The following is a 13,553-nucleotide window of genomic DNA, read 5'->3' as shown; positions in this document are numbered from 1 at the left end:
AAGCATGCAGAGAGATGTGGATCCTCAGGAGACCGCCGAATGGCTCGAGTCGCTCGAGGCGGTCCGGCGGGAGGCCGGTCCCGATCGGGCCGACTACCTGCTGCGCAGGCTGGCCACGAGCACGCGCTATCTCAACACGGTGCCCACGGCGGAGGAACCCGCCTACCCGGGCGACCTCGCGCTGGAGGAACGCGTCGCGGCCTACGACAGGTGGAACGCCGCGGCCATGGTCAGCCGGGGCGCCAAGCTGGGGCTCGGCGGCCACCTGGCCACCTACGCCTCGGCCGCCTGGCTCTACGAGGTGGGGTTCAACCACTTCTTCCACGCCGGCCACGACCAGGTCTATTTCCAGGGGCACGCCTCTCCTGGCGTCTACGCCCGCGCCTTTCTGGAAGGACGGCTGAGCGAGGAGCAGCTCGACCTGTTCCGCCGCGAGCCCGAGGGCGGCCTGCCGTCCTACCCGCACCCGAGGGCCATGTCCGGCTTCTGGCAGTTTCCCACCGTGTCGATGGGGCTCGGCCCGCTCAACGCGATCTACCAGGCCAGGTTCAACCGCTATCTGCACAACCGCGGCATCAAGGACACCTCGCGCAGCCATGTCTGGGCCTTCCTCGGCGACGGGGAGATGGACGAGCCCGAGGCAACCGCCGCCCTCACGCTGGCGGCACGCGAGGGCCTCGGCAACCTCACCTTCGTGATCAACTGTAACCTCCAGCGGCTCGACGGCCCCGTCCGCGGCAACACCCGTGTCGTGCAGGAGCTGGAGAGCGTCTTCAGAGGCGCAGGCTGGCACGTCGTCAAGGCGCTGTGGGGCTGGGAGTGGGACGACCTGCTCGGCTCCGACGAGCTGGTGGCCAGGCTCGGTGAGGTGCCCGACGGCCAGTTCCAGACGTACGCCGCCTCGTCCGGCGCCTACATCAGGGAGCACCTGTTCCACGGCCTGGACGTGCCCCACTCCGACGAGGACCTGCGGCGTGTCGTCGGCGGGTCGCGGGCCGGCCACGAGCCGCGCAAGGTGTACGCCGCCTACCGCAGGGCGCTGGAGCGCACCGACGCGCCCACCGTCGTCCTCGTCCAGACGGTCAAGGGCTGGACGCTCGGCGCCGGGGTCGAGGCGCGCAACGCCAACCACCAGATGAAGAAGCTCACGCAGGACGAGTTCCGCGTCATGGGCGAGCGGCTCGGCCTGCCCGTTCCCGCCGGGGCGCTCGACGGCGAGCTGCCGCCCTACCTGCACCCCGGCCCCGATTCGCCCGAGGCGCGCTACATCGCCGAGCGGCGATCCGCCCTGGGCGGGCCGATACCCCGGCGCACGGTCTCCCACCACCTCCTGCCGCAGCCCGGCGAGCGGCCCTTCCGCGCCCTGGCCAAGGGCTCGGCGCAGCCGGTGGCCACCACGATGGCGTTCGTCCGGCTGGTCAAGGACCTGATGAAGGAGCCGGAGACCGGGCGGCGCTGGGTGCCGATCGTGCCCGACGAGGCCAGGACGTTCGGCATGGAGTCGCTCTTCCCCACCGCGAAGATCTACTCGCCCCACGGCCAGCGTTACGACGCCGTCGACAGGGAACTGCTGCTGTCGTACAAGGAGGCGGTCGACGGGCAGATCCTCATCGAGGGCATCACCGAGGCGGGGTCGATGGCGTCGTTCACCGCCGCCGCCTCCAGCTACGCCACGCACGGCGAGCCGATGATCCCCTTCTACATCTTCTACTCGATGTTCGGCTGGCAGCGGACCGGCGACCAGATGTGGGCCCTGGCCGACCAGCTCGGCCGCGGATTCCTCATCGGCGCGACCGCCGGGCGCACCACGATGACGGGGGAGGGGCTGCAGCACGCCGACGGGCACTCGCAGCTGCTCGCCTCGGCCAACCCCGCGTGCCTGGCCTACGACCCCGCCTTCGCGTACGAGGTGGGGGTGATCGTGCGGGACGGGCTCGAACGCATGTACGGCCCCGCGGCCGAGGACGTGTTCTACTACCTGACCCTCTACAACGAGCCGAAGCCGCAGCCCGCGATGCCCGAGGGGATCGAGGAGGGCATCGTCAAGGGCATCTACCGCTACTCCGCCGCAGGCGGCGCCGCCCATCTGCTGGCCAGCGGCACCGCGATCCACTGGGCGCTGGAGGCGCAGCGGCTGCTGCAGGACGAGTACGGCGTCGGCGTCGACGTGTGGTCGGTGACCTCGTGGAGCGAGCTGCGCAGGGAGGCCATGACCGCGACGGGCGTGCCCTACCTGCGCCAGGCCATGGCGGGGACGAGTGGGCCGGTGATCGCGGTCAGCGACTGGATGCGGGCGGTGCCCGACCAGATCCGGCCCTGGATCGACCGGCCGTGGACGTCGCTCGGCACCGACGGGTTCGGGCTTTCCGGCCCGCGTGAGGACGTACGCCGCCACTTCGGGGTGGACCCCCGCTCGATCGCGGACGCGGTGCTCAAGGCGGTCGAGGAGTAGGGGCTGCCCGGCTGGTCCGGCCGGGCCGTCCGATATATTGCGAAATGCCGTGATCACCAGGGCCGAGGAGGAGACATCCATGGACGCCGATCAGTTCTTCGACCGGCACCTCGACCGCGTCCCGATCCTCGGCATCTTCCGCAACCTCGACCCCGACGCGACCGTGGCGATGTGCGAGCGAGCCTGGGAGTTCGGGGTCGAGCTCATCGAGGTGCCCGTGCAGACGTCCAGCGCGCTGCCGTCACTCCGGGCGGCCGTCGAGGCCGCGAAGGATCGCGGGAAGAGCGTCGGTGCGGGAACGGTGACCACGGCCGCGCAGCTGCTGACGGTGCACGACCTGGGGGCGGCGTTCACGGTCGCGCCCGGCCTGCACTCCGAGGTCGTCGCCGAGTCGCGCCGCCTAGGGCTGCCGCACCTGCCGGGCGTGGCCACCGCCACGGAGATCGCCGCCGCCCTCGCGCACGGCTTCACCTGGCTCAAGGCGTTCCCCGCCAAGCAGCTCGGGGCCGGCTGGATCGCCGCCCAGCTGGCGCCGTTCCCCTCCGTCCGGTTCGTCGCCACCGGAGGGATCGACGCCGGCAACGCGGCCGGCTTCCTGGCGGCCGGCTGCCGCGCCGTGGCCGTGGGGTCGGCGCTCAACGATGACGAGGCGCTGGCCAAGCTGCGCGCGAGCCTCCCGGCGTGACGCCACCCCTGCACTGAGTCCGCACGAGGGCACGGGCGTGAAGCCCGTGCCCTTATGGAACGCTCCAAAGGATTCGATCCCTTGCGTCCAGCGAACCGTATAGCGTACGGTACGTTGTACGACAACTCTGGAGGAATCCTTGACCGACATCCGGCCCTTCCGCCTCGAAACCGCCCAGGCCGACCTCGACGACCTGGGCGCGCGGCTCGACCGGGTGCGCTGGCCGGACGAGGTGCCCGGCCACGGCTGGCGCCACGGCGTGCCGCTCGCCCACCTCAGGCGCCTGGTCGAGCACTGGCGCACCGGCTACGACTGGGAGGCGGCGCGGGCCGAGCTCAACCGGCATGACCAGTTCGTCACCGAGATCGACGGGCAGCGCGTGCACTTCCTGCACGTCCGCTCCGCGGACCCCGGCGCGCTGCCGCTGCTGATCACCCACGGCTGGCCCAGCTCCCCGGTCGAATACCTCGACGTGATCGAGCCGCTGAGCCGCGACTTCCACCTGGTCATCCCGTCCCTGCCGGGCTACGGCCTGTCGGGGCCCACCCGCGAGACCGGATGGGGCTCCACCCGCATCGCCCGGGCCTGGCTGGAGCTCATGACCCGGCTCGGCTACGAGCGCTTCGGCGTGCAGGGCGGCGACTGGGGCACGTGGATCTCGCGCGAGGTCGGCGTCCTCGCCCCTGACCGGGTCGCCGGGATGCACGGCAACGGCATCATCTGCTTCCCCGTCGGCGCGCCCGGCGAGCTCGACGGGCTGAGCCAGGTCGAGCAGGAGCGCCTGGCCTTCCGCGAGAGCTACCTGACCGAGCAGTACGCCTACAAGCTCATCCAGTCGGCCCGCCCGCAGACCTTCGCCTACGGCATGGCCGACTCGCCGGTGGCGCTGCTGGCCTGGTTCGCCGGCGTCTACCACGAGTGGAGCGACACGGAAATCGACGCCGACCGGCTGCTCACCACGGTCATGCTCTACTGGCTGACCAACACCGCCGGCTCGGCCGCCCGGTCCTTCGTCGAGACGCCTGACACCGAGACGGACACCGGCGTCGAGTGGGAGCTCAAGCCCGCGACCGTGCCAACCTCGATCTCGGTCTTCCCGAAGGACATCCTGCGGCCCATCCGGCGCTTCGCCGAGCGCGACAACAACATCGTCGGCTGGGTGGAGCACGAGCGGGGCGGCACGTTCGCCGCCCTGGAGCAGCCGGATACGTTCGTCGCCGACGTGCGCGCGTTCTTCGCGACCCTGCGCTGAGCGGCGGCCCGCCCGGGCCGGGAGGGCCGACCCGTCAGGAGCTTGGCCCGCGTGGTCCTGCCCCAGCCGTTCACGCCGACCAGCGCGCCGCCCGCGTGGTGATCGTGCGGCTCTCCCCCGAGGCGGGCCGGGGCGCGCTCCCGGGCGTGAGGGTTACCGTGGGCGCATGAGCGTGCGGTACTGGCGTGACCCGCTGTGGGGCGGCGTGGACCTGATGCGGGCCCGCTTCACGGGCGACCCGTTCGCCCGGCACAGCCACGACACGTACGCGATCGGCGTCGTCGAGGAGGGCCTGGAGGAGATCGCCTTCCCCGACGGGCCGCGGTGCGCCGGCGCCGGCGAGGTCGTCATGATCGACCCGGGCGTCGTGCACACCGGGCGGGCGCGCACGCCGGACGGCTGGACCTACCGCGTCCTGTATCCCAGGCCGGAGCAGCTGGCGGCCATCGCCGACGAGGCGGGCGCCGCCGCCGGGCCTCCGGCGTTCACCACCTGGTCGGCCGCCGACGAGCGAGCCTCCGCGCTGCTGCTGTCCGCGCACCGCGCGGCCGAGCAGGGACAGCGGCTGGCCGCCGACTCGCTGCTGCGCGTCGTCATGGCGCGGCTGATCGGCGCGTACGGCTCCCGCGGGCCACGCCCCGGCCGGTCGGCCCGGCCCGCGGCGGCCGGCCGGAGCGTCGCCGCCAGGGCGCGCGAGCTGTTGCACGAGTCCCTGGCCGACCCGCCCGACCTGGGGGAGCTGGCCGCGGCCGCGGGCACGGCGCCGTTCGCGCTGCTGCGTTCCTTCCGCCGCGCGTACGGGCTGCCGCCGCACGCCTACGTCGTCCAGCTGCGCGTCAGGCGCGCCCGCGCGCTGCTGGAGCGGGGGACGCCTCCGGCGGAGGCGGCGGTGGCCGCCGGGTTCTGCGACCAGTCGCACCTGTCGCGGCACTTCCGCCGCATGGTGGGGGTGACACCGGGCGCCTACCAGCGGGGGGTGCTGGCGGGCCGGCCGGTCGGCGGGACGCGCGGATGACGCGGAGCGTGGCGCCGGCGGGCCGGCCGGTCAGCAGGACGCGCGGATGACGCGCAGCGCCTCCTCCACGCGGTCGGCGCCGGTGCGGACACTGAGCACGCACAGGCGCAGGTAGAACGCACCCTCCAGGGTGGTGCTCGACAGGTAGACCCGGCGCGTGGCGTTGATCCGGTCGAGGAGGCGCCGGTTGTCGTCGTCGGAGCCCCGCAGGCGGAAGGGCACCACGCTCAGGTCCGGCCGCCACGGCACCTCCAGGCGCGGATCGGCCGACAGCTCCCGGTGCACCACCCCGGCCAGGTCGAGCTTCTCGTCCAGCGCCTCCTCGAAGGCCCGCAGGCCGTGCAGGTGCAGTGGCAGCCACAACCGCAGCCCCCGGAACTCCCGGGTGAGCTCCACGCCCAGGTGCCCGTAGTCGGGCAGCCCGTCCACCTCGTGGATGTCCTGCAGGTACTGGCCGCCGCCCGCGTGCGCGGCGCGCAGCACGGCGGGCTCGCGTACGAGCAGCACGCCCGTCCCGTACGGCAGGAACAGGCTCTTGTGCGGGTCGAACGTGAGCGAGTCGGCCTCCTCGATGCCGGCGAGCCGCTCGCGCCCGCGCCGGGTGAGCTGGAAGCCGCCGCCGTAGGCGGCGTCGACGTGGAACCACAGCCCCTGCTCGCGAGCCAGCCGGCCCAGGTCCGCGAGCGGGTCGACGGTGCCCGTGCTGGTGCTGCCCGCGGTGCCGGCCAGCAGGAAGGGGCGCAGCCCGGCGGCTCGGTCCTCAGCGATCATGCGGGCTGCCTCGCGGACGTCCATGCGCAGGTCCGCGGTGGTGGGGACGGTCCGGATCCGCCCGGCGGGCAGGCCGGCGATCTGGGCGGCCTTGGCCAGGCTGTAGTGCGTGTGCTCGGTCACGTACACGGTGCCGTCGCCGAACGCGGCGCCGAGCCGGTCGTGCCGGGCGGCCACCACCGCGGACAGGGTGGCCTGCGAGGCGCCGGTGGTGATCAGCCCGCCCGCGCCGGACGGCAGCCCGAACAGGCCCGCCATCCAGGCGAGCACGCTCTCCTCCATCGCGACCAGCGCGGGCGCGGTCTGCGCCACGCCGGTGTAGCGGTTGGCCACCTGCGCGAGCAGCTCGGCCAGGGCCGACGAGACGAGGCCGCCCGCGGGGAAATAGGCCAGGTAGCCGGGTCCCGCCGTGTTGACGCCCTGCCCGGCGGCCTGGCGGAAGGTCTCGATCAGGGTGGCGAAGTCGCCCGGCTCGCCACCCGGCGGGCGGCGTAGCAGCGCGGCCAGCCGGGCGGCGTCGCGGTAGTCGCTGGCGGGCTCGTCCGGCAGCTCGGCGACCTGCCGGACGATGAGGTCGACGGCCTGGCGGCCCAGATCGGCGACGGCGTGCGGGGCGAGGTCCAGGGGGAGTGCGGTGTGGCGTTCCTGCTGGGTGGTCATGTCCGGACACGGTAGGGAACCGGGCAAGAGTCAGGATTGGACGTTCTTGCACCCTGGCTGTCAGAAAAGGCTCTCCCGCTGGGGCAGGTCGACCACCCCGGTGAGCGCGAGCAGCCCCAGCAGCACCAGCGCGGCGAGGATGGCCCACGTGACGGGATGGCCGAGGTTGAGCGTCCAGGTCGCGCCGATCCTGGCGGGCACCAGCAGGGCCGTGTCGCGCCGGTTGAGGTAGACGGTGCCACCCAGGAACCAGTGGCGGTCGTCGTCACGCTGCGTCGCCCCGGTGTCCTCGGCGTCCTCTCCCGGCAGGGCCGGCAGCCGGTGCCCGCCGTGGCCGACGCGGATCTCCCGGACGACCCAGGCCACGAGCAGCGCGACGAGCGGGACGTACGTCGCGATTCGCCAGGCGGGCGACGGCGGGACCAGCTGCCACAGTTGCAGGGACGCCACCAGCAGCCCGAGGTTGAGACAGGCCGCCCCGGCGAGCGTCAGCCGGGCCACGCCGCGCAGGTAGACGCGGTACCTCCGGGCCGAACCCGCGGGACGGGCGGCGTCGAGGTCCGGGCGGGCGCGCAGGACGAGCAGCGTCACCACGGGGAGGAGCAGCGTGATCCCGGCCTGGATGAGCACCGGCTCGAACGCGGCCAACGGGGTGAGGGCCCGCGCCGGGCCGGCAGGGTCGACGCCGTACCCCCGGAACGACGGCAGGGCGCCCAGCGAGCCGTACCGCCACCAGCCGACAGCCGCGGTGACCAGCGTGATCGCGAGCGCCGGCAGCGTCCACGCCCAGGGCACGCGCACCGGGTCGGTGCGGAACGTGGTGTCCACGGTGACGCGGCGGCGCAGGCCCTCCTCCCAGCCTCCGTCGCGCCTGGCCGCGCGGACCCCGCGGCCGGCCCGCACGTAGAGGGCCAGGTCCGCGACGCCGAGCACGGCGCCGACACCGCTGACGAAGCCGGCGCCCCGCCCGGCCGCGACGAGCGGCACGCTGGCGGCGGCGGCGCACAGGGCGGCGATGAGCACCAGCCTGGTGTAGGCACGGCGTTGCCCGATCACCTCGGGGTGGGCGACGTACGCGTGCGGCACGAGCACCCCGAACGGCGCCGTCGGCCTGGTCAGCGCCGGCAGGGCCAGCGACACCCCGGTCACCAGGGCGATCGTGGCCAGCGCGGCGGCGATGGGCAGCGTCATGAGGTCGTCTTCTCCTCGGCTCGGAATCTCGCCAGCAGGGCCTGGCAGCGGCGCACGACCTCGTCGCGGTCGAGGCCGTGCACGGTGGCCTCGGCCAGCAGAACAAGGGCCCGCTCTTCCCAGTCCGCCGCGAAGCCGGGCTCCGGCGGGCCTGAGGAGGGATCGCGCCTGACGACCGCGCCGCTCTTGCGGTTGACGCGGATGACGCCCTCGCGCTTGAGCAGGTCGTACGCCTTGTTGACGGTGTGGAAATTGATCCCGAAGTCGGCCGCGAGCTGGCGGGTGGAGGGCAGCGGGTCGCCCTCCACGGCCTCGCCTCTGGCGATCGCCTCCACGATCCGGTCCCGGATCTGCTGGTAGATCGGGACCTCGCTGTCGAGATCGAGGTGCAGGTTCACGCCCCCCAGGTTATCTGATATACAACTAATAGAACAGATGGAACTCACCAACGATGGGAGCCCCGGCCATGTTCACCCTCGACATCACCCCGACCACGCTCACCGTGCGCTACGAGCGCTGGACGCGGCTCTTCGTCCGCAGGGCGCGCACCGACATCCCGCTGGCGGCGATCCGCGAGGTCGTGCCCGTGGCCCACCCCCTGTCCCAGGCCAGGGGCCTGCGTGCGGGCATCGTCGTCAGCGGCGTGCTCAAGGCCGGGACGTGGACGGGCTTCGACGGCGTCACGCGGCTGGTGTGCGCCCGGGGCGGCGAGCCAGGGCTGCGCATCGTGCTCGACCGGCGCATCGACGGCGTCGACGAGCTGGTGCTCAGCCTGGCCGGCGCCGAAGAGGTCCGGCACCGGCTGGCCGGAGCGGCCGCGTGACCGCCGTCGAGGTGCGCGGGCTCGGCAAGGCGTACGGCCCCGTGGCCGCCGTCACCGACCTGAGCTTCGACGTGCCGCCGGGCAAGGTCACCGCCTTCCTCGGCCCCAACGGGGCGGGCAAGACCACCACCATGCGCATGGTGCTGGGTCTGGTCGCCCCCGACACCGGCAGCGCCACCATCGGCGGGGTGCGCTACGCCCGCCTGCGCCGCCCGGCCGCGACCGTCGGCGCCGTGCTGGACACCTCCGGGTTCCACCCCGACCACACCGCCCGCGCCCACCTGCGGGTGTACGCGCGGATGGGCGGCTTCTCCCGCCGCCGCACGGAGGAGGTCATGGACCTGACCGGCGTGACCCCGTTCGCCGGGCGCCTCACCCGCGCCCTGTCCACCGGGATGCGCCAGCGCCTCCACCTGGCGACCGCGCTGCTCGGAGACCCGCGCGTGCTGCTGCTCGACGAGCCCGCCAACGGCCTCGACCCCGAGGGGAACGCCTGGCTGCGCGGCTTCCTGCGCGAGCTGGCCGCGCAGGGTCGCGCCGTCCTGGTCTCCAGCCACGTGCTGAGCGAGGTGGAGCAGCTCGCCGACCGGGTCGTGGTGATCCGCGAGGGCCGGCTCGCCGTCGCGGGCCCGGTGGCCGACCTGTACGGCGACCCCCGCGTGCTCATCCGCTCGCCCGGCGCAGAAACCCTGCACGCGCTCCTGCCCGGCCTGGAGGAGGGGGTCACTGTCGAGCGCACGGCCGGGGACGCCCTGCTGGTCCACGGGCTGCCCGCCGACCGCATCGCCGCCGAGGCGAGCGCGCACGGCATCCCCCTGCACGAGATCACCCCCGTCCGCCCCACGCTCGAACAGACGTTCCTCAACCTCACCGGAGGGCCCGCATGACCGGTTTCGTCCTGGCGGAGTGGCGCCGCCTGACCAGCGCCAGGCTCTGGCGGTGGGGGATGCTCGCGGCGATCTGCAGCGGCGCGTTCGCCGCGCTGCTCGCCCTCATCGGGCCGGAGAACTTCGACCCGCCGATGCCCGGCCTGCACACCGCGGAGGGCACGCGCGTGGTGCTCGGCCTGCTCGGGCTGCTCGCGTTCGTGCCCGCGCTGCTGGGCACGTCGGCGGTGGCCGCCGAATACCGCCACCGCACCATCACGACCACGGTGCTGTACGCGCCCCGGCGATGGACCGCGCTGGTCGCCAAGATCGTCACGTACACGGCGGCCGGCCTGGCCTACGGGGCGGCCACCGCCGCCGTGGCCGCCGCGGGGCTCTTCACGGCGGCCGCCGCCAAGGGCGTCACCCTGGGGCTGCCCGCAGGCGAGGTGCTCGGGCTGCTGGCCAGGATCGCGGTGACCATGGGCGTCTACACGCTGCTCGGCGTGGGCTTCGGCGCCCTGCTCCGCAACCAGGTGGCCGCGCTCGTGGTGCTCGGCTCGTACTTCTACGTCGTCGAGACCGCGCTGATGCTCGTCCCCGGGGTCAACACGCTCTACCCCTACCTGCCCGGCGGGGCCACCGCCGCCCTGACCGGCTTCACCTACCTGGCCGACGCCGTGGCCGCCCAGACGGGCGGGGCGGCGGGCGCCCTGCTGCCGGCCTCGCTGGGCGGCGCCGTCCTCGTGGGCTACGCCGCGCTGGCCGCGCTCGCCGCCGTCGCGGCCCCGTTGCGCAGGGACATCACGTGAAAAAGGGCGCGCGAAGCGCAGGGGTGCTCCGGCATAATCCTCCGGATGCATCGACACCTGCTCAGCCACCTCGCCCATCGTGACCATCCCATCGCCGCCCCCATCCACGACGACGCCCTCGAACGCCTGCTCCGGCGGGCGCGGCTGCCCGCCGACGCGCGCGTCCTCGACCTCGGCTGCGGCGAGGCCGAATGGATCATCAGGGCTCTGGAGCTGCACCCGAAGGCGACGGCCGACGGAGTGGACGTCTCCGAGGCCGCGCTCGCCGCGGCCGCCGAGCACGCCGCCGCCCGCGGCGTGTCCGACCGGCTCAGCCTGCACCACACCACCGCCGACGGCTTCACCGCCCCCGAGCCGTACGACCTCGTCCTGTGCGTCGGCGCCACCCACGCCTTCGGCGGCCTGACGGAGTCGCTGCAGGCGATGCGCCGCCACCTGCGCCCCACCGGGCGGGCTCTCGTCGGCGAGGGCTTCTGGGAGACGACGCCCTCGCCGGAAATCCTGACCCTGCTGGACGCGGGCCTCGACGAGTACGCCGACCTCGCCGGCACGGTGGAGCGGGCCGAGCACGCCGGCTACGCCACCGTCCACGCCCACACCAGCACGCGCGCGGAGTGGGACGAGTACGAATGGTCCTGGACCGGCTCGCTGACCGACTGGGCGCTCGACCACCCCGGCGCCGACGGCGACGCCGCCCTGGCGGCGGCCCGCGACCACCGCGCCACGTGGCTGCGCGGCTACCGCGACGTCCTCGGTTTCGTCACCTTCCTGCTCCGGCCGGTGCGGGAGCCGTGAGGCTCACGTGCCCGGTCGTGGCGGCGGCACGTGAGTCCCACGTGCCCGGTCATCGCCGGGACGGCTCGCCCGGGAGGGCCATGAACGTCACGAGTCGCCTCGGGAGAAGGTCATGAACTTCACGCAGCCCGGCGCCGACCTGGTGTGCCTGAACGCGGGCATCGTCGGCCAGGACCTGGGCGCGCCGTGGGAGGTGAGTGACGACGACTGGGACAGGGTGTTCGCCGTCAACGTGGGCGGCGTGCGCAACGGCCTGCGTGCCTTCGTCCCCGGGCTGCTCGCGGCCGGACGGCCGGCGCACATCCTGGTCACGGCATCGCTGGCGGGGCTGGTGACGTTCCCCGGCGGCGGGGCCTACGCCGCCTCGAAACACGCCGTGGTGGCCCTGGCCGAGCAGGCCTCGCTGGCGCTGGAGGGCACTCCGGTCGGGGTGACGCTGCTGTGCCCCGCGCTCGCGGTCAACGCGGTCGGGGTCGCGCCCATCCGCAGCGTTCCCGACAGCCCTTCACGCATCCGCGACAGGTCCTGCCGCGGCGCGTCCGGGCGGCTCAGGCTTACCGGTGCGCGTCGGCTTGTGCGCGGGCGCGTTCGATGTCGGGGACGTGGCTCTCGGCCCATTCCCGGACGGCACGTAGGGGGCCTAGCAGCGACCGACCGAGGTCTGTAAGGGCGTACTCGACATGCGGGGGATTCACGGGAATCTCCGTGCGGGAGATCAGGCCGTCGTACTCCATTGCGCGAAGCGTCTCGGTGAGCGCCTTCGGTGTGATCCCCCGGATGTGCGCCTTGAGCTCGGTGAATCGCATCGGCCTGTTGACCAGCGCGTTGACGATGAACACCGTCCAGCGCGCCCCGATCCGGTGCAGAACGGTGCGACTGGGGCAGGTCGCAGCCATGATGTTGTAGGCCTTACCCATGCACGACTCCCGGTAGCGTTGTAGATACCGGTATAGAATCTATACTGTCCGGGTTGTGTCTACTCCCGATTACCCGGTTCGTCCATCGATAGGTCGGCACGGCCGTTTCGTCGCAGCGATCATCATCGACTCGATCGGCACCGGTGTCTTCGTCCCCGTTTCGATGCTGTACTTCCTGGCCACGACGCCGCTGACGCTGGTGCAGGTGGGCGCGGCGCTGACGACGGCCGGGCTGCTGGCGGTCCCGGCGGGCCCTCTGATCGGAGGACTGGTCGACCGGTACGGCGCCAAGCCGGTACTACAGGCGGCGAACCTGGCCCAGGCTCTCGGCTTCGCCGGGTATCTCGTCGTGGACCAGCCATGGCAGATCGCCATCTGTGCCTGGCTGAACAGTGCCGGGCGGGCGGTGTCCTTCAGCTGCTATGGCGTGACCGTCACGGCGCTGGCCACGCCCGGCCAGCGTGAGCGCTGGTTCGGTGTTCTGGGGTCGGTACGCAATCTCGGCTACGCACTCGGCGGCCTCCTCTCCGCCGTCGCGGTCAGTGTCGGTACCGACGGCATCTACGCCGGGATAGTGATCGTCAACGCCTTGTCCTATGTCACCGCCTTCGTTCTGATGCGCGCCGTGCCGAATGTCCGTCCTGAGGCGGGTCAGGACGCTGCTGGAGGCTGGGTGCGCGTGCTCCGGGACCGGCGGTACCTGTCACTGGTCGCGCATCAACTGTGCTTCGCGATCTCCTTGTTCGTCCTCAACATCGCGATACCGGTCTACGCTGTGGACGTGCTGGGACTACCTGGCTGGACTGCCGGCATGGTCTTCACGCTCAACACCCTGATGGTCGGCTTCGGCCAAGGCATCGTCCTCGGGTGGCTCAGCGGGCGGATCCGCAGCCGCGTCCTCATCGCCGGACACGCCTGCTTTGCGGCCGGCTACCTCCTGTTCCTCGCCGCCGACCACGTTGCTGCGCTCGCTCTCGCGGTCGGCGTCGTGTTACTCGGTGCAGGCAGCTACACCTTCGGTGAAATGCTCGGCGGCCCCATCACGTCGACTATCGCCGCGGAGAGTGCCCCAGAAGCTCTCCGCGGCCGGTACTTGGCCCTCAACCAGCTCGCCGTGACTGTCGCAGGAGCGGTCGCTCCGGCTGCGCTCTCCAGCTTGCTGTCCACCGGGGCAGCCGCGACCTGGCTGACTCTGGTCGGCGTCAGCGTCCTCGGAGCCGCGCTCGCCACTACGATCGGCAGAGTGGTGCCGGCGGCGCGGAGCCGCATCGGAGGTGTCCAGAGACGGGCCGGGACCTGCTGCTCGCCTTGAAC

At 72.8% G+C, this 13,553-nt stretch carries 14 protein-coding genes; 10 read left to right on the top strand and 4 right to left on the bottom strand.

Translation table 11 applies throughout. From position 1 onward, the window contains the following. The first annotated feature begins 4 nt into the window (after positions 1-4). The 4 genes from aceE to ABGB14_RS13685 all read left to right on the top strand — a co-directional run bounded on the left by aceE (position 5) and on the right by ABGB14_RS13685 (position 5,404). Positions 5-2,452, top strand: a complete 2,448-nt coding sequence (aceE, locus tag ABGB14_RS13700) for a pyruvate dehydrogenase (acetyl-transferring), homodimeric type (RefSeq protein WP_347643989.1) — start codon at positions 5-7, stop codon at positions 2,450-2,452. Between the two features lie 79 nt (positions 2,453-2,531). Beyond that, a complete protein-coding gene (locus tag ABGB14_RS13695) occupies positions 2,532-3,137 on the top strand; it encodes a bifunctional 4-hydroxy-2-oxoglutarate aldolase/2-dehydro-3-deoxy-phosphogluconate aldolase (RefSeq protein ID WP_347643988.1) in 606 nt (201 codons plus the stop codon). 139 nt (positions 3,138-3,276) lie between these two features. After that, the gene (locus tag ABGB14_RS13690) at positions 3,277-4,389 is read left to right on the top strand and encodes an epoxide hydrolase family protein (RefSeq protein WP_347643987.1); all 1,113 of its coding nucleotides are present in this window, start codon (positions 3,277-3,279) and stop codon (positions 4,387-4,389) included. Between the two features lie 166 nt (positions 4,390-4,555). Further along, positions 4,556-5,404 (top strand): AraC family transcriptional regulator, encoded by an 849-nt coding sequence (locus tag ABGB14_RS13685; protein ID WP_347643986.1) that lies wholly within the window; start codon positions 4,556-4,558, stop codon positions 5,402-5,404. 30 nt (positions 5,405-5,434) lie between these two features. Here ABGB14_RS13685 and ABGB14_RS13680 read toward each other — a convergent pair whose 3' ends face one another. From ABGB14_RS13680 to ABGB14_RS13670, 3 genes are read right to left on the bottom strand one after another with little or no spacing between them, the layout of a single operon-like run. Then, positions 5,435-6,835: an aminotransferase class V-fold PLP-dependent enzyme gene (locus ABGB14_RS13680; protein WP_347643985.1), complete on the bottom strand. Its 1,401-nt coding sequence runs from the start codon at positions 6,833-6,835 to the stop codon at positions 5,435-5,437. A gap of 60 nt (positions 6,836-6,895) precedes the next feature. After that, the gene (locus tag ABGB14_RS13675) at positions 6,896-8,026 is read right to left on the bottom strand and encodes a hypothetical protein (RefSeq protein ID WP_347643984.1); all 1,131 of its coding nucleotides are present in this window, start codon (positions 8,024-8,026) and stop codon (positions 6,896-6,898) included. Further along, entirely contained in the window at positions 8,023-8,424 is a 402-nt protein-coding gene (locus tag ABGB14_RS13670; RefSeq protein ID WP_347643983.1) for a GntR family transcriptional regulator, read from the bottom strand. The genes ABGB14_RS13675 and ABGB14_RS13670 overlap by 4 nt, the downstream gene beginning before the upstream one ends. Positions 8,425-8,492: 68 nt before the next feature. On the opposite strand from ABGB14_RS13670, the gene ABGB14_RS13665 reads away from it, so the two are divergent. From ABGB14_RS13665 to ABGB14_RS13645, 5 genes are all read left to right on the top strand, one after another. After that, positions 8,493-8,849 carry a hypothetical protein gene (locus ABGB14_RS13665; protein ID WP_347643982.1) on the top strand — a complete coding sequence of 119 codons (357 nt, stop codon included), beginning with the start codon at positions 8,493-8,495 and terminating at the stop codon, positions 8,847-8,849. Beyond that, positions 8,846-9,736, top strand: coding sequence for an ATP-binding cassette domain-containing protein (locus ABGB14_RS13660; RefSeq protein ID WP_347643981.1), 891 nt, complete (start codon positions 8,846-8,848; stop codon positions 9,734-9,736). Before ABGB14_RS13665 ends, ABGB14_RS13660 begins: the two co-directional genes overlap by 4 nt. Further along, complete coding sequence (locus tag ABGB14_RS13655) at positions 9,733-10,527, top strand: ABC transporter permease (RefSeq protein ID WP_347643980.1); 795 nt, start codon at positions 9,733-9,735, stop codon at positions 10,525-10,527. Before ABGB14_RS13660 ends, ABGB14_RS13655 begins: the two co-directional genes overlap by 4 nt. Positions 10,528-10,572: 45 nt before the next feature. Then, positions 10,573-11,322 (top strand): class I SAM-dependent methyltransferase, encoded by a 750-nt coding sequence (locus ABGB14_RS13650; RefSeq protein WP_347643979.1) that lies wholly within the window; start codon positions 10,573-10,575, stop codon positions 11,320-11,322. A 112-nt stretch (positions 11,323-11,434) separates the two neighbouring features. Next, entirely contained in the window at positions 11,435-11,989 is a 555-nt protein-coding gene (locus ABGB14_RS13645) for an SDR family NAD(P)-dependent oxidoreductase (protein ID WP_347643978.1), read from the top strand. Here the strand turns inward: ABGB14_RS13645 and ABGB14_RS13640 are convergent. Further along, positions 11,877-12,128 carry a helix-turn-helix domain-containing protein gene (locus ABGB14_RS13640; protein WP_347644348.1) on the bottom strand — a complete coding sequence of 84 codons (252 nt, stop codon included), beginning with the start codon at positions 12,126-12,128 and terminating at the stop codon, positions 11,877-11,879. The two genes, ABGB14_RS13645 and ABGB14_RS13640, sit on opposite strands and share 113 nt — an antisense overlap. 166 nt (positions 12,129-12,294) lie before the next feature. Between ABGB14_RS13640 and ABGB14_RS13635 the strand changes: the two genes are divergently transcribed. Continuing rightward, positions 12,295-13,551: an MFS transporter gene (locus ABGB14_RS13635; RefSeq protein ID WP_347643977.1), complete on the top strand. Its 1,257-nt coding sequence runs from the start codon at positions 12,295-12,297 to the stop codon at positions 13,549-13,551. Positions 13,552-13,553: the final 2 nt, after the last annotated feature.

Source organism: Nonomuraea sp. B10E15, from assembly GCF_039871615.1.
Taxonomy (GTDB): domain Bacteria; phylum Actinomycetota; class Actinomycetes; order Streptosporangiales; family Streptosporangiaceae; genus Nonomuraea.
The sequence above is the reverse complement of the archived record's forward strand: the minus strand, read 5'-3'. Positions and strand labels throughout refer to the sequence as shown.

Bases quoted from the DNA above. Each gene is read 5' to 3' on its own strand.
- aceE (WP_347643989.1), top strand. From the start codon at position 5: ATGCAGAGAGATGTGGATCCTCAGGAGACCGCCGAATGGCTCGAGTCG.
- ABGB14_RS13695 (WP_347643988.1), top strand. From the start codon at position 2,532: ATGGACGCCGATCAGTTCTTCGACCGGCACCTCGACCGCGTCCCGATC.
- ABGB14_RS13685 (WP_347643986.1), top strand. From the start codon at position 4,556: ATGAGCGTGCGGTACTGGCGTGACCCGCTGTGGGGCGGCGTGGACCTG.
- ABGB14_RS13680 (WP_347643985.1), bottom strand. From the start codon at position 6,835: ATGACCACCCAGCAGGAACGCCACACCGCACTCCCCCTGGACCTCGCC.
- ABGB14_RS13675 (WP_347643984.1), bottom strand. From the start codon at position 8,026: ATGACGCTGCCCATCGCCGCCGCGCTGGCCACGATCGCCCTGGTGACC.
- ABGB14_RS13665 (WP_347643982.1), top strand. From the start codon at position 8,493: ATGTTCACCCTCGACATCACCCCGACCACGCTCACCGTGCGCTACGAG.
- ABGB14_RS13655 (WP_347643980.1), top strand. From the start codon at position 9,733: ATGACCGGTTTCGTCCTGGCGGAGTGGCGCCGCCTGACCAGCGCCAGG.
- ABGB14_RS13650 (WP_347643979.1), top strand. From the start codon at position 10,573: ATGCATCGACACCTGCTCAGCCACCTCGCCCATCGTGACCATCCCATC.
- ABGB14_RS13645 (WP_347643978.1), top strand. From the start codon at position 11,435: ATGAACTTCACGCAGCCCGGCGCCGACCTGGTGTGCCTGAACGCGGGC.
- ABGB14_RS13640 (WP_347644348.1), bottom strand. From the start codon at position 12,128: ATGCGATTCACCGAGCTCAAGGCGCACATCCGGGGGATCACACCGAAG.